At 71.8% G+C, this 19,077-nt stretch carries 15 protein-coding genes and 1 pseudogene; 12 read left to right on the top strand and 4 right to left on the bottom strand.

Annotated features, from left to right (window positions below):
* The first annotated feature begins 174 nt into the window (after positions 1–174).
* Positions 175–1,791 (top strand): MFS transporter, encoded by a 1,617-nt coding sequence (locus tag ABT288_RS22795; RefSeq protein ID WP_351610684.1) that lies wholly within the window; start codon positions 175–177, stop codon positions 1,789–1,791.
* Positions 1,792–1,889: 98 nt separating this feature from the next.
* A complete protein-coding gene (locus ABT288_RS22790) occupies positions 1,890–3,080 on the top strand; it encodes an acyl-CoA dehydrogenase family protein (protein WP_351610681.1) in 1,191 nt (396 codons plus the stop codon).
* 37 nt (positions 3,081–3,117) lie between these two features.
* On the opposite strand, the gene ABT288_RS22785 is transcribed toward ABT288_RS22790, so the two are convergent.
* Positions 3,118–3,555: a cell division protein SepF gene (locus tag ABT288_RS22785; protein ID WP_351610679.1), complete on the bottom strand. Its 438-nt coding sequence runs from the start codon at positions 3,553–3,555 to the stop codon at positions 3,118–3,120.
* A 268-nt stretch (positions 3,556–3,823) separates the two neighbouring features.
* Here ABT288_RS22785 and ABT288_RS22780 point away from each other — a divergent pair, with 268 nt between their 5' ends.
* From ABT288_RS22780 to ABT288_RS22755, 6 genes are all read left to right on the top strand, one after another.
* Positions 3,824–5,005: a DUF5685 family protein gene (locus tag ABT288_RS22780; RefSeq protein ID WP_351610677.1), complete on the top strand. Its 1,182-nt coding sequence runs from the start codon at positions 3,824–3,826 to the stop codon at positions 5,003–5,005.
* A gap of 508 nt (positions 5,006–5,513) precedes the next feature.
* Positions 5,514–7,286 carry an FAD/NAD(P)-binding protein gene (locus ABT288_RS22775; RefSeq protein ID WP_351610674.1) on the top strand — a complete coding sequence of 591 codons (1,773 nt, stop codon included), beginning with the start codon at positions 5,514–5,516 and terminating at the stop codon, positions 7,284–7,286.
* A 322-nt stretch (positions 7,287–7,608) separates the two neighbouring features.
* Positions 7,609–8,508 carry a S1 family peptidase gene (locus tag ABT288_RS22770; protein ID WP_351610672.1) on the top strand — a complete coding sequence of 300 codons (900 nt, stop codon included), beginning with the start codon at positions 7,609–7,611 and terminating at the stop codon, positions 8,506–8,508.
* 307 nt (positions 8,509–8,815) lie between these two features.
* On the top strand, positions 8,816–9,898 hold the full coding sequence (locus tag ABT288_RS22765) for a S1 family peptidase (protein ID WP_351610669.1): 1,083 nt from the start codon (positions 8,816–8,818) through the stop codon (positions 9,896–9,898).
* 218 nt (positions 9,899–10,116) lie between these two features.
* Complete coding sequence (locus ABT288_RS22760; protein WP_351610667.1) at positions 10,117–13,560, top strand: DNA polymerase III subunit alpha; 3,444 nt, start codon at positions 10,117–10,119, stop codon at positions 13,558–13,560.
* The gene (locus ABT288_RS22755) at positions 13,557–14,570 is read left to right on the top strand and encodes a DNA polymerase Y family protein (protein ID WP_351610665.1); all 1,014 of its coding nucleotides are present in this window, start codon (positions 13,557–13,559) and stop codon (positions 14,568–14,570) included. Before ABT288_RS22760 ends, ABT288_RS22755 begins: the two co-directional genes overlap by 4 nt.
* Here the strand turns inward: ABT288_RS22755 and ABT288_RS22750 are convergent.
* Positions 14,548–14,922 (bottom strand): cupin domain-containing protein, encoded by a 375-nt coding sequence (locus ABT288_RS22750; RefSeq protein ID WP_351610663.1) that lies wholly within the window; start codon positions 14,920–14,922, stop codon positions 14,548–14,550. The two genes, ABT288_RS22755 and ABT288_RS22750, sit on opposite strands and share 23 nt — an antisense overlap.
* Positions 14,923–15,009: 87 nt before the next feature.
* Between ABT288_RS22750 and ABT288_RS22745 the strand changes: the two genes are divergently transcribed.
* Together ABT288_RS22745 and ABT288_RS22740 are read left to right on the top strand one after the other, a co-directional pair.
* Positions 15,010–15,456 (top strand): MarR family winged helix-turn-helix transcriptional regulator, encoded by a 447-nt coding sequence (locus ABT288_RS22745; RefSeq protein ID WP_351610660.1) that lies wholly within the window; start codon positions 15,010–15,012, stop codon positions 15,454–15,456.
* A 168-nt stretch (positions 15,457–15,624) separates the two neighbouring features.
* Complete coding sequence (locus ABT288_RS22740) at positions 15,625–16,488, top strand: esterase/lipase family protein (protein ID WP_351610658.1); 864 nt, start codon at positions 15,625–15,627, stop codon at positions 16,486–16,488.
* A gap of 53 nt (positions 16,489–16,541) precedes the next feature.
* Here ABT288_RS22740 and ABT288_RS22735 read toward each other — a convergent pair.
* Positions 16,542–17,513 (bottom strand): annotated as a pseudogene (locus ABT288_RS22735) (lytic polysaccharide monooxygenase auxiliary activity family 9 protein); the annotation flags it as partial.
* Positions 17,514–17,703: 190 nt separating this feature from the next.
* Between ABT288_RS22735 and ABT288_RS22730 the strand changes: the two are divergent.
* Positions 17,704–18,162: a GNAT family N-acetyltransferase gene (locus ABT288_RS22730; RefSeq protein ID WP_351610656.1), complete on the top strand. Its 459-nt coding sequence runs from the start codon at positions 17,704–17,706 to the stop codon at positions 18,160–18,162.
* 13 nt (positions 18,163–18,175) lie between these two features.
* Here the strand turns inward: ABT288_RS22730 and ABT288_RS22725 are convergent, their stop codons facing one another.
* Complete coding sequence (locus ABT288_RS22725; RefSeq protein ID WP_351610653.1) at positions 18,176–18,310, bottom strand: hypothetical protein; 135 nt, start codon at positions 18,308–18,310, stop codon at positions 18,176–18,178.
* A gap of 112 nt (positions 18,311–18,422) precedes the next feature.
* On the opposite strand from ABT288_RS22725, the gene ABT288_RS22720 reads away from it, so the two are divergent.
* Entirely contained in the window at positions 18,423–19,055 is a 633-nt protein-coding gene (locus ABT288_RS22720; RefSeq protein WP_351610650.1) for a class I SAM-dependent methyltransferase, read from the top strand.
* Positions 19,056–19,077 lie beyond the last annotated feature (22 nt).

The raw sequence follows: 19,077 nt of genomic DNA, 5'->3' as shown, positions 1-19,077 counted from the left end.
TCCGTCCTGCGTGTGAGAGGTCCACCACGTGTCCTGGAGGTGAACTCGCGTACGCTGACGAGTCACCCGCGTGGCTTTGCGCGGGCCGGAGACACCGCTCCTCTCCGGCCGTACGGCAGGGAGTCCCCACCCCGTCGGTCCGCCCCGCGCGTGGCACATCTGGGAGGTACGTACATGTCCGGGACGACCACGGCTGCCGTACGGCCGCGCCGTCGGGCGGCCGGTGCCGGTGCCAACCGCTGGGTCGTCCTCGTCGTCCTCTGCGTCAGCCTGCTGCTCGTGGCCCTCGACGCGACCGTGCTGCACGTGGCGGTCCCCGCCGTCACCGAGGACCTCAAGCCCAGTGCGATAGAGCTGCTCTGGATCGTCGACGTCTATCCGCTGGTCTGCGCCTCGCTGCTGATCCTCTTCGGCACCCTCGGCGACCGGGTCGGCCGCAGACGCGTCCTGCTGCTCGGCTACGGCCTGTTCGGTATCGCCTCCGGCGTGGCCGCCCTCGCGCAGACGGCTGAGATGCTGATCCTCGCCCGCGCGCTGCTCGGCGTCGGCGGCGCCATGATCATGCCGGCCACCCTGTCGATCCTGCGTCAGGTCTTCCCCGACCGGCGCGAGCGCGCGCTCGCGATCGGCATCTGGAGCGCGGTGGCCGCCGTCGGCGCGGCCGTCGGCCCGCTGCTCGGCGGTTTCCTGCTGGAGCACTTCTGGTGGGGCGCGGTCTTCCTCGTCAACATCCCGCTGATGCTGGTCAGTCTCCCGGTGGGCCGGATCCTGCTGCCCGAGTCGCGCGGGGACCAGGGCGGCCCCTGGGATGTCGTCGGCGCCCTGATGGCGGCCGGCGGTCTCTTCGGTGTCGTCCTCGGTGTGAAGCGGCTGGGCGGGGGAGAGGTACCGGCGAGCCCCTTCACCGTGCTGCCGCTGCTGGTCGGCGCGGCCCTCCTCGTCCTCTTCGTACGGCGCCAGCGCGGACTCGCGCATCCGCTGGTGGACCTGCGGATGTTCCGCCGGCCCGCGTTCAGCACCTCGGTGGGCTGCATCGTGCTGGCGATGCTCGCGCTCGTCGGCCTGGAGCTGATCGCCGCCCAGTACCTGCAACTGGTGCTCGGGCTCTCCCCGCTTCAGACCGGCCTGAGGCTGCTGCCCCTGACCGTCGCGGCGATGGCGGCGGGCCTGGCGGGCGCGCGGATGCTGCGCCGCTTCGGACCGCGCCGCATGGTCTGCTTCGGCTTCTGCCTCACCGCCGCCGCGGTCCTGACGCTCACCGCGATGGGCGGCACCGACGACGCGCCGCTGCTGCTCTCCGGTTTCGTGCTGCTGGGCTTCGGCCTGGAGACCACGCTCTTCGGCGCGTACGAGTCGATGCTCAGCGAGGCCGCGGCCGACCAGGCCGGCGGCGCGGCGGCGATCGGCGAGACGTCGTACCAGCTCGGCGCCGGCATCGGCATCGCGCTGCTCGGCAGCGTGATGAACGCGGCCTACGCGCCGCATCTGCGCTCGGTGCCGGGCGTCCCGCGGCACGCCTCGGACGCGGCCGGCCACTCGCTCGGGGAGGCCTACGCGGTCGCCGGGCGGCTCGGCGGTCCCGTCGGGGCGGCGCTGCGCCGGACCGCTCGGGACTCCTTCGTGCACGGGCTGCATGTGACGCTGCTGGTGAGCGCGGTGCTGTTGCTGCTGGGCGCGGTGATGGCGCTGCGGCTGCCACGGGTCATGCAGTGCGCGGAACCCGAGGCGGCGGTGGAGGCGCTGGAGCTGCCCGCGCAGCGGGAAGTGGCGGAGTCCCGCGTCTCGGTCTGAGGTGTCCGACGTACTGGACGTGCGGGACACCGCGCCGTAACGTCGGCGGCAAACAACTGACTAGCGGTGCTAGTTTTCTGTGTGCCGGAGGGTGTCCCATGTCCGCGTCCGCGAAGTTGCCCCCCTTCGATCCCGCCGACCCGCTCGGGATCGACGACCTGCTGGAACCGGAAGACCTGGCCGTGCGGGACACCGTGCGGGCCTGGGCGGCGGACCGCGTGCTGCCGTACGTCGCCGAGTGGTACGAGAAGGGGGAGCTGCCCGGCATCCGTGAACTCGCCAGGGAACTCGGCGGGATCGGGGCGCTCGGGATGTCGCTCAGCGGATACGGGTGCGCGGGGGCCAGCGCCGTGCAGTACGGCCTCGCCTGCCTGGAACTGGAGGCCGCCGACTCCGGCATCCGGTCCCTCGTCTCCGTGCAGGGCTCCCTCGCCATGTACGCGATCCACCGGTTCGGCAGCGAGGAGCAGAAGCAGCGGTGGCTGCCCCGCATGGCGGCCGGCGAGGTGATCGGCTGCTTCGGGCTGACCGAGCCCGACCACGGCTCCGACCCCGCCTCCATGCGCACCCACGCCAAGCGCGACGGCACCGACTGGGTGCTCAGCGGCCGCAAGATGTGGATCACCAACGGCTCGGTCGCCGGGGTGGCCGTCGTCTGGGCGCAGACCGAGGACGGCATCCGCGGCTTCGCCGTCCCCACCGACACCCCCGGCTTCTCGGCGCCGGAGATCAAGCACAAGTGGTCCCTGCGCGCCTCCGTCACCAGCGAACTGGTGATGGACGACGTACGACTGCCCGCAGACGCCGTGCTCCCGGAGGCCACCGGACTGCGCGGACCGCTCAGCTGTCTGTCGCACGCCCGGTACGGCATCGTCTGGGGCGCGATGGGCGCGGCGCGCAGCAGCTTCGAGGCGGCGGTCGACTACGCGAGGACGCGGGAGCAGTTCGGGCGGCCCATCGGCGGCTTCCAGCTCACCCAGGCCAAGCTCGCCGACATGGCGGTGGAACTGCACAAGGGGATCCTGCTCGCCCACCATCTGGGGCGGCGGATGGACGCCGGCCGCCTGCGTCCCGAGCAGGTCAGCTTCGGCAAGCTCAACAACGTCCGCGAGGCCATCGAGATCTGCCGTACGGCGCGGACGATCCTCGGTGCCAACGGGATCTCCCTCGAGTACCCCGTCATGCGGCACGCGACCAACCTCGAGTCGGTGCTCACCTACGAGGGCACCGTCGAGATGCACCAGCTCGTGCTGGGCAAGGCGCTCACCGGGCTCGACGCCTTCCGCTGATCCCCGTCAGCAGGCAGGGCCGGTGAGCGGCCCTGCCTCAGCTCTGGTTGAAGAAGCCGTCCTCGCGGTGGGCGGACGCCTCGCCGCTGATGATCTGTGTGTCGGCCGGCGTGAGCAGGAACACCCGGTTCGACACGCGGTCGATCGAGCCGCGCAGACCGAAGATGAGCCCCGCCGCGAAGTCCACGACCCGCTTGGCGTCGCCGGGCTCCATGTTGGTGAGGTTCATGATGACCGGGACCCCGTCCCGGAACAGCTCGCCGATCGCTCGGGCGTCCCGGAAGCTGTCCGGGTTGACCGTGCCGATCCGGCGGCCCTTCTCCTCGGCCGTGTCCGAGGCCACCTTCACCCGGGGGTCGGTGACCCAGGCGCCCTCGGATTCGGTGCCCTCGGAGTACTCGTCGTCGTAGTAACGCTCGTCATCGTTGTCGTCGACGAGGCCGAGCCACGCACTCGCCTTGCGTACCGATCCCATGGACGCCTCCTCTCACAGCGGTCTTTTTCTGCTTTCCGCGTCCCTATGGTCATCCATGATGCGGACGGCGCGCCAAGTGGATAGACGCCGCGCGGGGGGTTTGTGACGGTACTGGTGCACAGCCGATCCGTCGAGAGTCCTTGTGTCCCAAGGGTCGCGACACGTACGGCTGCTGACTGAGAGTGAAATATGATTGTCAGCGGCGGATGGGTGATGATCGGTGCGTCCGGGTGAACGTCAACGTCGTACCACATCACGGGGGATCGTCGTGTTCGGAATCGTCAGACCGTGCTCTCATCGACTCGGTGAAAGCCTCAAGGCCCAGTGGCTGGCGCACTTGTGCGGACTCTGCCTCGCGCTGCGCCGCGATCACGGGCAGCTCGCGCGCGTCGTGACGAACTACGACGGCCTTCTCGTCTCGGTCCTGACGGAGGCTCAGACCGGACGGACCGCCGACGGGCGCCGTACGGCCGGGCCGTGCGCGCTGCGCGGGCTGCGCACCGCGTCCGTCGCCCAGGGCGAGGGAGCCCGGCTCGCCGCCGCCGTCTCGCTGGTGCTCGCCGCGGCGAAGGTGCGCGACCATGTCGCCGACCGGGACGGGCTGCTGGCCCGCCGGCCCATGGCCGCCGCCGCGCGCCGGGTCGCCGCGGGCTGGGGCAGGGCCGGCGCCCACAGCGGGGCCGCGGTCGGCTTCGACACCGGCGTCCTCGTCGAGGCCACGGACCGGCAACTGGGCCTGGAGGCCCTCGCCGGGTACGGCACCCCGATCCTGACGGTCACCGAGCCGACCGAGTGCGCGACCGCCGCCGCCTTCGCCCACACCGCGGTGCTGGCCGGGCGCCCGGGCAACGCACAGCCCCTCGCGGAGGCGGGACGGCTCTTCGGCCGGCTCGCGCATCTGCTGGACGCCGTGGAGGACCAGGAGGCCGACGCCGCGTCGGGCGCCTGGAATCCGCTCACCGCCACGGGCACCTCCCGGACCGAGGCCCGCCGGCTCGCCGACGACGCCCTGCACGGCGTCCGGCTCGCCCTGCGGGAGGCCGAGTTCGCCGACGGCAAGCTGGTCCACCTGCTGCTCGTGCACGAGCTGGAGCGTTCCGTGGACCGCGCGTTCGGCACGCGCGCGTGCGGCCACGCGCCCGAGGCCTCGTTCGGACCGCCGCCCGGTCACCACGCGCCGAACGCGCCCGGCCACCCGTACGGCACCCCCTTCGGCGGGCAGCCGCCGCACCCGGACAAACGGGGCTTCTGGGCCGGCTGCGCGGCCGCCCTCGGCCTGTGCTGCACCTGCAAGGTGTGCTGCGCCGACGAGTTCGAGGGCCCCTGGTCGCGCAAGAAGCGCGAGGGCTGCTGCGCCGACTGCGACTGCGACTGCGACCTGTCGTGCTGCGAGGCCTGCCAGTGCTGTGAATGCTGTGAGTGCTGCTCGTGCTGTGACTGCGGGCTGTGACAGTGCCGTTCGGTTCCCTGGTTCCGGTGGGCTGATGCGAGACGTGACGGTGGGCGAACGCGAAGCGCGAGGGGAGGGGCGCGTGTGAAGGCGTGGCGGAAGAAGCGGGAGAGCGCGAGGAGGGCGCCCGCCGGACGGCAGGCGCGCGCAGGGGGTCAGCTCAACAGGAACAGGACCACACGCGACCGAAGTCGATGTGGGAGCGGGTGACCAGCCACTGCTGTGGATGCATGGGCCAAGTGGAACAGGCATCCGGTTCCGCGTCAACTGCCCTGAGACGTACGGCTCACAGTCCGGACAGCCTTGACAGTGCACCGAAACGCCCGCGTACTCTCGGTGGACGGCCCTGCTGAGGGGCTCGGCCGTACCCGCGCCGCACGGCGCGCCCGTGTGAAGGCACCACCCGTGTTCTCCCGACGCCACGGAGCCTTCGCATGCCATCCGACACCCTCGCCGAAGTCCCCACCGCGGCAGCCGCCGTCGTCCTCGCGCCGACGGAGCACGCCCGATGAGGCCGCAGCTGGTGATCGTGGGAGCCGGCCCGCGGGGGACCGGACTGCTGGAGCGCCTCGCCGCCAACGCCCCCGAGCTGTACGTCGGTCAGGGCCTCGACATCCACCTGGTCGACCCGCACCCGCCGGGCGGCGGCCGCATCTGGCGCCAGGCGCAGTCACCGCTGCTGTGGATGAACTCGCACGCCGAGGACGTCACCATGTTCACCGACGAGACGGTGCTCATGGACGGCCCGGTACGCGAGGGCCCCACGCTGCACGAGTGGTCGGGCCTCGACGGCAGCACCTTCGCCGACCGGCAGCTCCAGGGCCGCTATCTGCGCTGGGTGTACGAGCGCGCACGGGCCGAGCTGCCCGAGGGCATCACCGTTCACCACCATCCCCGGCGTGCCGTGCGGATCAGGGGTCCGCGCGAGGGCCGCCAGCAGGTGTGGCTGGAGGGCGACCCGCGCCCCCTCCCGGCCGACCTGGTGATTCTCGCGATCGGCCACCTGGACGCCCAACTCGACGCAGAACAGGCGGAGTTGGCGGCGTACGCCCGCGAGCACGGACTGGTGCACCTGCCGCCCGACTTCACCGCCGACAGCGATCTGTCCCTGCTGAAGCCCGGCGAACCCGTGCTCGTGCGTGGCTTCGGGCTGGCCTTCGTCGACCTGATGGTGCTGCTCACCGAGGGGCGCGGCGGACGGTACGAGGGCGGCACCTACGTTCCCTCGGGCCGGGAGCCGGTGCTCCACGTCGGCTCCCGGCGCGGCGTGCCGTACCACGCGAAGATCGGCTACGACTGGACCGGCGACCGGCCCCCGCTGCCCCGTTTCCTGGGACCGGCCGAGGTCGAGGCCCTGCAGGCCCGTCCCGGCGGCTTCGACTTCCGGCGCGATGTGTGGCCGCTGGTGGAGAAGGAGCTGGGCTTCGCCCACTACCACCGCCTCTTCACGGCCCACGCCGAACGTACGGCCATGGCCTGGGCCGACTTCGAGGAGAAGTACGCCGTCGCGAGCGACTCCGCCGAGGTGCAGGCGCTGGTCGCCGCCGCCGTGCCGGATCCGGCCGACCGCCTCGACCTCACCGCACTCGACCACCCGCTGGACGGGGTGCGGTACGCCTCCCACGAGGACTTCCAGGAGGGCCTGCGGGGATATGTCGAGGCGGACCTGAGCAGACGTCACGATCCTTCGTACAGTGCGGATCTCGGTGTCTTCCTCGGGCTTCTCTCCGTCTACGGGCAGCTCGTCCGCCTCGGGAACACCGGCCCCTGGTGGCACGGCTTCTTCAGCTACCTGGCGTCCGGGCCGCCCGGACCCCGGCTGCGGCAGATGCTCGCACTCTCCCGGGCCGGCCTGCTCGGCTTCGTCGGCGCCGACATGACCGTCACCGCCGAGGACGGCGTGTTCCGGGCCACGAGTCCCACCGTGCCGGGCTTCTCCGTCGAGGCCCGGGCGCTGGTCGAGGCCCGGCTGCCCGAGCCCACCGTCGGCCGGGCCCGCGACCGCCTGCTGCGCGCGCTGCACGCCGACGGCGCCGCCGAGACCCCCGAGGGACTGCTCCGGGTCGACCCCGGCGACGGCCGGATCCTCGACGGCGCCGGGCGGCCGCATCCCCGGCGCTTCGCGCTCGGCCCGTACACCGACGCCCGTACCCCCGGCGCCTTCACCCGGCCGCGCACCGGAGGGGCCGCGTTCCGGCAGAACGACGCCACCGCCCGCGCGGCGCTGGCCTTCCTGCGCACCTCACCGTCGGCGAAGTCCTCGGCGTCACACGGGACTTGACGGCTCAGGGCGCGGTGATCGCCGGCCCGCGGAACAGGGCCCACCGAGGTGCGGCCCGCCGCGCCGTCAAGTGCATCGAGGCCACCCCGTACGGCCCGCGGCGCGTGTGGGCCGAACCGGTGTCAGGGGCTCCTGCGTAAAGGTGGTTTAAAGGCCAACGGCCGAAAGGAACCCTTGTGGCGATGAGTCGTTCGGCCGAATACTCCCCCTCAGCGCTTGTCAGGGGGCATGGATGTCCGGAACCCGGCGTCGCCCCCCTGGCTGCGCCTCACGGGCACCGACCCCACATGGGCCCCCGACTTCCCCTGGGAGGGAACGAAAAGTGAGGATCAAGCGCAACACTCCCCACAACGGCACCGCGAGACGGACCCGGCTGATCGCCGTGGCCACCTGCCTCCTGGCCGCGGCGGCGTTCGCCGCCCCCACAGCGAACGCCGGCGACGACCACGCGTTCAGCCCCGCGCAGCTCAGCAAGGCCAACGACGCCGTCCTCAAGGCCGACGTACCCGGTACGGCCTGGGCGGTGGACAGCAAGACCGACCGCGTCCTCGTCACCGTCGACAGCACCGTGTCCAAGGCCCAGATCGCCAAGATCAAGCGGCAGGCCGGCGCCGACGCCGACGCGCTCACCATCAGGCACACCCCCGGCAGGTTCAGCAAGCTGATCAGCGGCGGCGACGCCATCTACGGCGGCCAGTACCGCTGCTCGCTCGGCTTCAACGTGCACAGCGGCGGTACGTACTACTTCCTCACCGCCGGACACTGCGGTCAGGTGGCCTCGACCTGGTACAGCAACTCCAGCCACAGCACGGTGCTCGGCACCAACGTCGGCTACAGCTTCCCCGGCAACGACTTCGCTCTGGTGCGCTACACCAACTCCTCGATCTCGCACCCGAGTGCGGTGGGCGGTCAGTCCATCACCAGGGCGGCCACGCCGTCCGTGGGCACGACCGTGTACCGGCGCGGTTCCACCACCGGTACGCACAGCGGCCGGGTCACCGCGCTGAACGCCACCGTCAACTACGGCAGCGGTGACATCGTCTACGGGCTGATCCAGACCACGGTGTGCGCCGAGGGCGGCGACAGCGGTGGCCCGCTGTACGGGGGGACCGTGGCCTACGGGCTGACCTCCGGGGGCAGCGGTGACTGCACCTCCGGTGGTACGACGTTCTTCCAGCCGGTGACCGAGGCGTTGAGCTACTACGGGGTCACGCTGCCCTGACGGTCCGGCTCGGGTCCTTGGGAAGCCCCCGCACACCACGTGGTGTGCGGGGGCGTTTCTTTTCGGCCAGTTGGTGTCGTCACCGTCCGGTGTGGGTTCCGTGCATGTCGTGTTTGCTGTGCGAATCCCCCTGGGTGACTGTGCACGGTCAAGCCGAGGCCGGGGGCGCAAGCCCTCTCCATGCGCGTCCTGAAGTCAACCTTGTGTGCTCCCTGTGCCATTCGGAAGAGTGGGCGCTCGTCAACCAGCCTTCCGGTCCGTGAAGTCCCCACAACTCACGGACCATCCCCCCACAGGAGGACGTGAGTTGAAGCACCGACGCATCACCGGGCGGCGGACCGCCGTGGCCGGTGCGGGAATCGCCGCACTGGTCGCCGCGGGTGTCACCTTGCAGAACGCGAACGCCAGCGAGCCTGCGAAGTCGGCTCCGGAACCGAAGGTTCTGTCCGCCCCGGCGGCCGGAAACCTCGCCTCGACGCTGCTGAAGAGCCTCGGCTCCGACGCCGCCGGCAGCTACTACGACGCCCGGGCCAGGAGCCTCGTCGTCAACGTGCTCGACCAGGCCGCGGCGAACGCCGTCGAGGCGGCCGGGGCCAAGGCGAGACTCGTCACCAACTCCCTGGCCGCGCTCGACGGCGCGCGGACGACGCTGAAGAAGGACGCGACGATACCGGGGACGTCATGGGCGACCGACCCGGTCGGAAACAAGGTCGTCGTCACCGCCGACAGGACGGTCACCGCCGCGCAGTGGGCCAAGCTGAGCAGGGTGGTCGACGGGCTGGGCGGCAAGGCCGAACTGAAGCGGTCGAAGGGGGAGTTCAAGCCCTTCATCGCCGGTGGTGACGCGATCAGCGGGTCCGGCGGACGCTGCTCGCTCGGCTTCAACGTGGTCAAGGACGGCCAGCCGTACTTCCTGACCGCCGGACACTGCACCGCGGCGATCAGCAGCTGGTCGGACTCCAGCGGCAAGGAGATCGGGCAGAACGCGGAGTCCCACTTCCCGGGGACCGACTTCGGGCTGGTCAAGTACACGTCACAGGTGGACCACCCGAGCGAGGTCGACCTGTACGACGGGTCCACTCAGAAGATCACCGGTGCCGCCGAGGCGACGGTGGGGATGAAGGTGACGCGCAGCGGGTCGACGACCCATGTGCACGACGGCACGGTCACCGGGCTGAACGCCACGGTGAACTACCAGGAGGGCACCGTCAGCGGTCTCATCCAGACGAACGTGTGCGCCGAGCCCGGTGACAGCGGCGGGTCGCTGTTCTCGGGGAGCAACGCCATCGGGCTGACCTCCGGCGGCAGCGGTGACTGCACCTCCGGTGGGGAGACGTTCTTCCAGCCGGTCACCGCCGCGCTGTCCGCCACGGGGGCGCAGATCGGCTGACGCGTCCGGCGTGCGTTCCGTGGAGCCCCGTCCCCCGGTGTGTGGGGGCGGGGCTCCGTGCTGGGTGCCGTGGGTGACCGCTGCCAGGGTGTTTGCGCAGGTGAGGGACGGTTCCACGGATGTCGTACACACGTTCGAGAATAGAGGTATGGTGGGGGTGGAAGTAGGGAACTGATGTTCGAGAGCCGTTCGGGGCTCACGAGTGCGGGAGGTGCGGTGTGCCGGGCTTCGCGCATCTGCACACCGTCTCCGGGTTCTCCCTGAGGTACGGGGCATCCCATCCGGAGCGGCTGGCCGGGCGCGCCTCGGAGCGGGGGATGGACGCGCTCGCCCTCACCGATCGGGACACCGTCGCCGGCGCGGTGCGCTTCGCCAAGGCCTGCGCCGGGGTGGGGGTGCGGCCGGTCTTCGGGGTGGATCTGGCGGTGGGTGAGGCCGAGGCCGAGGCCGTACGGTCCAAGCGGCGGCGGGTACCGGTGCGTGGCGGGGCCTTCGTGGACGAGTCGGCCCCGCGTGTGACCTATCTCGCCCGGGATGCCCGAGGATGGGCGGACCTGTGCCGGATCATCACAGCGGCGCACAAGAGCCGGGGCGCCCCCCTGCTGCCCTGGCCCGACAATCACGGTGACGGCCTGACCGTCCTGCTCGGGCCCGGGTCGGATGTGGGGCGGGCCCTTGCGGCGGGGCGTCCGGACCGGGCCGCACGGCTTCTCGGGGTGTGGCGCGAGGTCTACGGCGACGCCTTGCGGCTGGAGGCTGTGTGGCACGGGCGTACGGGCACGGGACCCGGGTCCCTGCGGCTCGCCGCCCGTACCGTCGGGTTCGCCGCCGAGCAGGGCGTGCGGCCGGTGCTCAGCAACGCCGTGCGGTACGCCGATCCCGGGGCGGGGCCCGTTGCCGATGTGCTGGATGCCGCGCGGCGGCTGGTTCCGATCGACCCGCGCGGGGAGCTGGACTCCGGCGAGGCCTGGCTGAAGGACGCGCAGGCCATGCTGCAGGTCGCCGAGCGGGTCGTGGAGGCCGCCGGGTACCGGCGGGACACCGCCCGCCGGCTGCTGGAGCAGACCCTGGCCACGGCCGCCGAGTGCCGGGTCGACCCCGAGGCGGATCTCGGCATCGGGACCGTTCACTTTCCCGAGGCGCATCTGGTGGGTGCCGGGCGGCGCACCGCCCAGCGGGCCCTTGCCTCGCGGGCGGTGGCGGGGATGGTGCGGCTCGGGTACGGCGGGCGGCGCGCGTACTGGGAGCGGATGCACCACGAGCTGGACATCATCGCCTGTCACGGCTTCGCCTCCTACTTCCTGACGGTCGCTCAAGTGGTCGAGGACGTACGGGAGATGGGGATCCGGGTGGCCGCTCGCGGTTCCGGCGCGGGCTCCCTCGTCAATCACCTTCTGGGGATCGCGCACGCCGATCCGGTCGAGCACGGGTTGCTGATGGAACGCTTCCTCTCCAAGGAGCGTGTGGTGCTGCCCGACATCGACATCGACGTGGAGTCCGCGCGCCGGCTGGAGGTCTACCGGGCGATCATCGACCGGTTCGGCACCGAGCGGGTCGCGACCGTGTCCATGCCGGAGACCTACCGGGTGCGGCATGCCATCCGGGACGTGGGCGCCGCCCTGTCCATGGATCCGGGTGAGATCGACCGGATGGCCAAGTCCTTTCCGCACATCCGGGCCCGGGACGCGCGCGCCGCGCTGGAGGAGCTGCCGGAGCTGAAGCAGCTCGCGGGGGAGCTGCAGCGGGAAGGGGAGAGGTACGGCAGGCTGTGGGAGCTCGTCGAGGCGCTCGATGCCCTGCCGCGCGGGGTCGCCATGCATCCGTGCGGGGTGCTGCTGTCCGACGCCTCGCTTCTCGCCCGTACGCCGGTGGTGCCGACCAGCGGTGAGGGGCTGCCCATGTCGCAGTTCGACAAGGAGGACGTGGAGGACCTCGGGCTGCTCAAGCTCGATGTGCTGGGCGTGCGGATGCAGTCGGCCATGGCGCACGCGGTCGCCGAGGTGGAGCGGGTGACGGGCGAGCGGATCGACCTGGACGCGGTGCCGCCGGGGGACCCGGAGACGTACCGGCTGATCCGCTCCACCGAGACGCTGGGCTGCTTCCAGATCGAGTCGCCGGGGCAGCGGGACCTGGTGGGGCGGCTGCAGCCGAGCACCTTCCACGACCTGGTCGTGGACATCTCGCTGTTCCGGCCCGGGCCCGTCGCCGCCGACATGGTGCGGCCGTTCATCGAGGCGCGGCACGGGCGGGCGCCGGTGCGCTATCCGCACCCGGACCTGGAAGAGGCGCTGAAGGGGACGTACGGCGTCGTCGTCTTCCACGAGCAGGTCATCGACATCGTCGCCGTCATGACCGGATGCGGCCGGGGCGAGGCCGACCGGGTGCGGCGGGGACTGTCCGACCCGGAGTCGCAGGCGCGGATCAAGGTGTGGTTCGCACAGCAGGCCGCGGCCAGGGGGTATGGGGCGGAAACGATTCAGCGGACCTGGGAGATCGTGGAGGCCTTCGGGTCCTACGGGTTCTGCAAGGCGCACGCCGTCGCCTTCGCCGTACCGACCTACCAGTCGGCCTGGCTGAAGGCCCATCACCCGGCCGCCTTCTACGCCGGGCTGCTCACGCACGACCCCGGGATGTATCCGAAGCGGCTGCTGCTGGCGGACGCGCGGCGGCGTGGGGTGCCGATCCTGCCGTTGGACGTGAACGTGTCCGGGGTCGCACACAGGATCGAACTGGTGTCTGAATCCTCTGGGGTGTGGGGACTTCGGCTCGCCCTCTCCGATGTGCACGGCATCAGCGAGGCCGAGGCGAAAAGGATCGCGGACGGGCAGCCGTACTCCTCCCTGGTGGACTTCTGGGAGCGGGCGCGGCCGAGCCGGCCGCTGGCTGGGCGACTCGCCCAGGTGGGCGCGCTGGACGCCTTCGGCGCCAACCGGCGCGATCTGCAACTGCACCTGACCGAGCTGCACCGGGGCGCCCGGGGCGGTGGCGGGGGTCAGCTGCCGTTGGCGGGCGGGCGGAAGACCGCGCCGGCGGGGCTGCCGGACCTGACGTCGGCGGAACGGCTCAGCGCCGAGCTGGGCGTGCTGTCCATGGACGCCTCGCGCAATCTGATGGACGACCACCGGGAGTTCCTGAAGGAGCTGGGCGTGGTCTCCGCGCGGCGGCTGCGCGAGGCGCGGCACGGCGAGACCGTGCTGGTCGCGGGCGCCAAGGCAGCCACCCAGACCCCGCCGATCCGCTCCGGCAAGCGGGTCATCTTCTCCACGCTGGACGACGGCACGGGGCTGGTCGACCTGGCGTTCTTCGACGACTCGCACGACGCCTGCGCCCACACCGTCTTCCACTCCTGGCTGCTGCTGGTGCGCGGGGTGGTGCAGCGGCGTGGCCCGCGCAGCCTGAGCGTGGTGGGTTCCGCCGCCTGGAACCTCGCCGAGCTGGTCGAGCTGCGCGCCGAGGGCGGGCTCGAGGAGGTGGCGGCGCGGCTCGCGGAGCCGGCGGCCGAGGGCGCGGGCGGCGATCCGACCGGTGGGCGGCGGATCCAGCTGCCGACCGGATACCAGATGCATCCGTGGGCCGACCTGCGGCCCGCGGGGCAGGAGGCCGCACAAGGGCCTGCTGCCGTACGGAAGTTGTGGCACCAGAGTCCGGGGAGTGCGGGATGACCATTCTCTGCGTACGTTTCCAGCTGCCGCCGATGTACGAGGCGGCCCTGCCGGGACTGCTCGGGTTGCTGGAGGACTTCACCCCCGTCGTGGAGGCGCTGCCGCCGGACGGCGCGCTGGCCGATCTGCGCGGTGCCGAGCGGTACTTCGGGCGCAGCGCGGTGGAGCTGGCCTCGGTGATCCGGGTGCGGGCCCTCGCCTTGTACGGCGTCGACTGTGTGATCGGCGCCGGTCCCGGCCCGATGCTGGCCCGCGTGGCGCTGCAGGGCGCCCGGCCCGGGGTGACGTGTGCCGTGCCCGAGGACCCGGACGGCATCGCGGAGTTCCTCGCCGGGCGGCCGGTGTCCGCGCTGCCCGGAGTCGGCACGGCGACCGCCCGCACCCTGAGCGAGTACGGCCTGGACACCCTGGGCCTGGTCGCCGCCGCGCCGCTGTCCACGCTCCAGCGGCTGATCGGCGCGAAGGCCGGCCGTGAGCTGCGCGAGAAGGCGAGCGGCATCGACCGGGGCCGGGTCGTGCCGAACGCCGTCTCGCGGTCGCTGACCACGGAACGCGCCTTCGAACTCGACGAGCTGGACCCCGACCGGCACCGCAGGGCGCTGCTGTCCGCCGCCGAGGAGCTCGGCGCCCGGCTGCGCGCGGTGCGGAAGGTCTGCCGCACCCTGACCCTCACCGTGCGCTACGCCGACCGGTCCTCGACCACCCGCAGCCGCACCCTGAAGGAGCCGACCGCGCACTCGGCGGCCCTGACCAGGGCGGCCTACGGCATGTACGAGGCGCTCGGCCTGCAGCGCGCCCGGGTCCGCGCGCTCGCCCTGCGCGCCGAGGGCTTGGCCCCCGCCGACCAGGCCTCCTGCCAGCTCACCTTCGACCCCGTGGACGAGAAGGTCCGCCGTGTCGAGGAGGTCGCGGACCGCGCGCGGGCGAAGTTCGGGCCCAGGGCGGTGATGCCGGGGGCGCTGGGGCGCGGTGGCGGCTCCACGTCGGTCAGTTGGCCCAGGGCGGCGTGATGCGGCTCCCGTCGGCCAGCTCCGCCTCCAGGCCGACGGAGGTGGTGACCCAGGAGAGCGCGGTGTGATCGGTCGGGTTCTCCAGGGCGAGGGTCGTACCCGGGTTGACGATCACCGTGTCGCCCGCAGCGATGCGCTCGGTGCGGCCGTCCAGCGTGATCAGCAGTTCACCCACGAGCAGATGGAAGATCTCCTCACGGCTGACGGTGTGCGCGGGCGCCTTGGTGCCGGCCGGGATCTCGCCGCGCCAGGCGCAGAGTTCCCTGCTGCCGGTGAGCGGGGTGGCGTACGAGACGAAGCGGGCGCCGTGGATCTCATGGGTCGTGGCCTCGGACGAGCGGACGACGGGCATGGCGGTGGTCTCCGTTCAAGTGGTCAAGTGACTTGACTATATGGTCAAGCTGCTTGACCAACCTGTCAAGGGTGTTTCAATGCCTCCGTGCAGAACTCCGAAGCCATGGCCCTGTCCGCCGCCCTGCTCGCCGTCGCCGGCGACCTCACGCAACGCATCCACGACGGGGTGGTGGCGCGCGGGTTCACCGATCTGCGGCCGGCGCACGGCTTCGCCTTCGCGCGGCTCGCCCCGGACGGGGCCACCGTCACCGACCTCGCGGCGCACCTCGGGGTGACCAAGCAGGCCGCGAGTCAGCTGGCGGACGAGATCGTGCGCAAGGGATACGCCGAGCGGCGGCCGCATCCGCAGGACGCGCGGGCCCGGTTGGTCGTCCTGACCGAGCGCGGCCGGGCCTGCACCCGGGCGGCGGAGGCGGCGGCGGCCGAGGTCGTGGGGGGATGGGCCGCGCTGCTGGGTGAGGGCGAAGTGCGCGCGCTGGGGGAGCGTTTGGCGCGGATCGCTCCCTGTGGTCCGATCAGGCCTGCCTGGTGACGGTCCGTCAGTTTTCAGGCGGTGCTCAGGTTATCACTGGAAGTTTTTACTGACGCGTAACTTCACACGCCTGCTACTCGCCCGTAACTTGACGAGTGAACAGCATCCTCGTGATCCGGATCACAGGGTAAGGCCCCCACCTCCCTTGAGCCGCAAGGAGATCACACGATGCTGCCCTGGAAGCGAGTGCTCAGACCCCTCGCCGCGCTGCTCCTCACCGCCGCCGTCGCCACCGTTCCCGCCGCAACGGCTTCCGCCGCCGACGCCGCCCCCAGCAGTGGCTGGAACGACTTCTCCTGCAAGCCCTCCGCCGACCACCCCCGCCCGGTCGTCCTGGTGCACGGCACCCTGGGCAACTCGGTCGACAACTGGCTCTCCCTCGCCCCCTACCTGGAGGACCGCGGATACTGCGTCTACTCCCTGGACTACGGGCAGCTCACCGGCGTCCCCCTCTTCTACGGCCTCGGTCCCATCGACAAGTCCGCCGAGCAGTTGTCGGCCTTCGTGGACAAGGTGCTCGCCGCGACCGGAGCCGCCAAGGCCGACCTGGTCGGACACTCCCAGGGCGGCATGATGCCCCGTTACTACCTGAAGTTCCTCGGCGGAGCCGCCAAGGTGAACGCCCTCGTGGGCCTCGCCCCCGACAACCACGGCGCCACCCTGAGCGGATTCACCAACCTGCTGCCGTACTTCCCCGGCGCCTCGGACCTCGTCAAGGCCACCACCCCCGGCCTCGCCGACCAGATCCCCGGCTCCGACTTCCTCGCCGGGCTCAACGCGGGCGGCGACACCGTCCCCGGAGTGCACTACACGGTCATCGCCACCAAGTACGACGAGGTGGCCACCCCCTGGCAGAGCCAGTACCTGAGCGGTTCCGACGTCCACAACGTCCTGCTCCAGGACCTGTGCCCGCTCGACCTCTCCGAGCACGTCGCCATCGGCCTGTTCGACCGCATCGCCTTCCACGAGGTGGCCAACGCGCTCGACCCGCCGCGCGCCACCGCCACCACCTGCGCGTCCGCCTTCAGCTGACGTGCCGCCGGGGCCTGTCCGGCCTGAGCCGCCGGACAGGCCCCGGAACCTCCGCGGCGGTGGGTGCCACCCGTGGCACGCCGCCGCACCGACAGGAACAGCGCCGCCGAACCGAGCGCCAGCGCCGCCGCGCCGCCGATCGCGACACAGGTGGTGCCGGAGGAGGCACCGGTCTCCGCGAGGTCGCGCGAAGTACCGGCCACCTCGGGCGCGTTGGGCGCGGACGAGGGCTGCCGCGCGGGCTGCTGGGCCGGTGCGCCCGCGGTGTCGCCGCCGTGACCCTGGTGCCGCATCGTCGACCTGTCGGCACCGTCCGCGATCTGCCGGTCCGAGGGTGCGGAGGCGGCCGGAGCGGGCCCGGTGCCGGTGCTGCCCCCGCCGGCGCCGCCGAAGTCCACGTCCGAGCAGGAGTAGAACGCCTCCGGGCTGTCCGAGCGCTGCCAGATCGCATACAGCAGCTGCCGGCCGGACCGTTCGGGAAGCGTGCCGGAGAACGTGTAGAAGCCGCCCGAGGCGACCGGGTCGGTGACCCTCGCCACCGGGTGCCCCAGATCCAGCTCGGACCAGGCCAGCGGCTTGGCGGGGTCGTAACCGGGCTTGGTGAGATAGACCTCGAAGGTTCCCTTGTGCGGCGCCGTCACCCGGTACTTGAAGGTGTACGCCCCGCCGTGCACGCTCGTCGCCGGCCAGTCGGCGCGGGCCAGGTCCAGGCCCTTGAACTCCTCGTTGTCCGCGCTGCACAGCTTGCCGTCCGGGATCAGCTTCCGATGCTGTCCGGCGGCGTCGCCGATCCGGATGCCGTTCCAGTCGTACAGCGCCTGCGTGCCACCGGCCGCCACGGCCGCCTTGCACGCGGCCGACTTCGGGCTCTCCGGGCCCTCCGCATAGCACTGCGAGACACGGCTGACCGGGTCGCCCATCGAACCGTGCGCGGACGCCGGAGCGGCGGCGAGCACGGTCAGGGCGAGGGGCGGCAGACCGAGCACGGCGACGACGGCGGCCGTGCGGCGGGCACGTGCGGGCATGCGGCGGGCGCGTGCGGGCATGCGGAACTCCTCGGAAAAGACGGTCCTTCGGCGGGGCGGGAAGCCGTGGGGGTGATCCGAAGCTAGCCCCAGAAAACCGCGAAATCGCCTGCTGGAGGCGGCTGGAGGAGATCCTTATGGTGCCGTTAAGGGCGTACTCAGGCTGCGCTCAGGCAGATAGCGTGCGCCCATGATCGAAGAGAGCCCGCAGTGCGTCCGGCCGGCCGTCGCCGACGACGTACCGGCCGTCAAGGCCGTGACCGACGCGGCCTACCGGCACTACATCGCGCGCATCGGGGTGGTGCCGCAGCCCATGGAGGCGGATCACGCCGCGAACGTGGCCGCCGGCCGGGTGTTCGTCACGGGAGAGCCCGTCGACGGGCTGGTCGTGATCGAGGCGTTCGCCGGCCATCTCTTCCTGGACAGCATCGCCGTCCGCCCCGAGGCCCACGGCACGGGCGTCGGACGGCGGCTGCTGCAGTTCGTCGACGCACGCGCGCGTGAGCTGGGACTCGGCGAGATCAGGCTCTACACGAACGCGATGATGTGGGAGAACCGGAAAATCTATCCGAAGTACGGATACGAGGTCGTCGAACGCCGTGTCGACGGGCCCTACGACCGGATCCACTACCGCAAGTGGCTGGACTGACGGCCCCGGCGGTTCAGCCGTCGGGCCACCAGGTGCGGGCGATGTCCTTGCGCACTTCCGGGCGCCCGGAGGGGCGCTCCTCCGCCTCGTCGCGGATCCGGCGGCCGTCCGTCCTCTTCAGGGGCTTCTGCACAGTTGCGCGGCGCATGACTGCCTCCTTCAGTGCCTACCGGGTTTCCGTGTCGTCACGGTGGTAGACGCTTTTGGCGAGAGTTCCTCATCGGAGCCGGGTTGTCAGTGGCGGCTGTCACTGTTTGGGCATGACGAACGTGAACGACGACACGGTCGCGGCGGGTACCCGGGACACCGACGACATCGACTGGGACGCCGAGGCCGCCGCCTTCGACGACGAGCCCGACCACGGCCTGCGCGACTCCGGGACCCGTGCGGCCTGGGCCGACCGGCTCCGCTCCTGGCTGCCCGAGCGCCCCACCGACGTCCTCGACCTCGGCTGCGGCACCGGCAGCCTGTCGCTCCTCGCCGCCGAACAGGGACACCGGGTGACCGGCGTCGACTCGTCCCCGGCCATGGCCGAGCGGGCCCGCGCCAAACTCGCCGGGCGCGACGCGGTGGTCCTGCGAGGCGAGGCCGCCACCCCGCCGGTGGGGGAGCAGCGCTTCGACGTCGTCCTCGTACGGCATGTGCTCTGGACCCTGCCGGAGCCCGGCCGGGTCCTGCGGCACTGGCGGGACCTGCTGCGCCCCGGAGGCCGTTTCGTCCTGGTGGAGGGCGTCTGGGGCACCCTGCACCCCGTCGGCATACCCGCCGACCGCCTCACCGCGCTGCTCGCACCGCTGTGCCCGGACGTGCGCGTCGAGCGCCTGTCCGGCGACCCGGTGTTGTGGGGGAAGGCCGTGACGGACGAGCGGTACGCGGTGGTGGCGCGGGTGTGAGAGCGGGGGCCGGGGGCAGTCG

The organism is Streptomyces sp. NPDC001093 (assembly GCF_040298985.1).
Classification (GTDB): Bacteria; Actinomycetota; Actinomycetes; order Streptomycetales; family Streptomycetaceae; genus Streptomyces.
Note: the sequence above shows the minus strand (reverse complement) of the source record. Positions and strands in the feature narration are given on the sequence as shown.

What these genes read in the sequence shown, in the direction of transcription:
- ABT288_RS22785 (WP_351610679.1), bottom strand. Translation starts at nt 3,555, where the DNA reads ATGGGATCGGTACGCAAGGCGAGTGCGTGGCTCGGCCTCGTCGACGAC.
- ABT288_RS22740 (WP_351610658.1), top strand. Translation starts at nt 15,625, where the DNA reads ATGCTGCCCTGGAAGCGAGTGCTCAGACCCCTCGCCGCGCTGCTCCTC.
- ABT288_RS22720 (WP_351610650.1), top strand. Translation starts at nt 18,423, where the DNA reads ATGACGAACGTGAACGACGACACGGTCGCGGCGGGTACCCGGGACACC.
- ABT288_RS22790 (WP_351610681.1), top strand. Translation starts at nt 1,890, where the DNA reads ATGTCCGCGTCCGCGAAGTTGCCCCCCTTCGATCCCGCCGACCCGCTC.
- ABT288_RS22775 (WP_351610674.1), top strand. Translation starts at nt 5,514, where the DNA reads ATGAGGCCGCAGCTGGTGATCGTGGGAGCCGGCCCGCGGGGGACCGGA.
- ABT288_RS22750 (WP_351610663.1), bottom strand. Translation starts at nt 14,922, where the DNA reads ATGCCCGTCGTCCGCTCGTCCGAGGCCACGACCCATGAGATCCACGGC.
- ABT288_RS22755 (WP_351610665.1), top strand. Translation starts at nt 13,557, where the DNA reads ATGACCATTCTCTGCGTACGTTTCCAGCTGCCGCCGATGTACGAGGCG.
- ABT288_RS22795 (WP_351610684.1), top strand. Translation starts at nt 175, where the DNA reads ATGTCCGGGACGACCACGGCTGCCGTACGGCCGCGCCGTCGGGCGGCC.
- ABT288_RS22730 (WP_351610656.1), top strand. Translation starts at nt 17,704, where the DNA reads ATGATCGAAGAGAGCCCGCAGTGCGTCCGGCCGGCCGTCGCCGACGAC.
- ABT288_RS22725 (WP_351610653.1), bottom strand. Translation starts at nt 18,310, where the DNA reads ATGCGCCGCGCAACTGTGCAGAAGCCCCTGAAGAGGACGGACGGCCGC.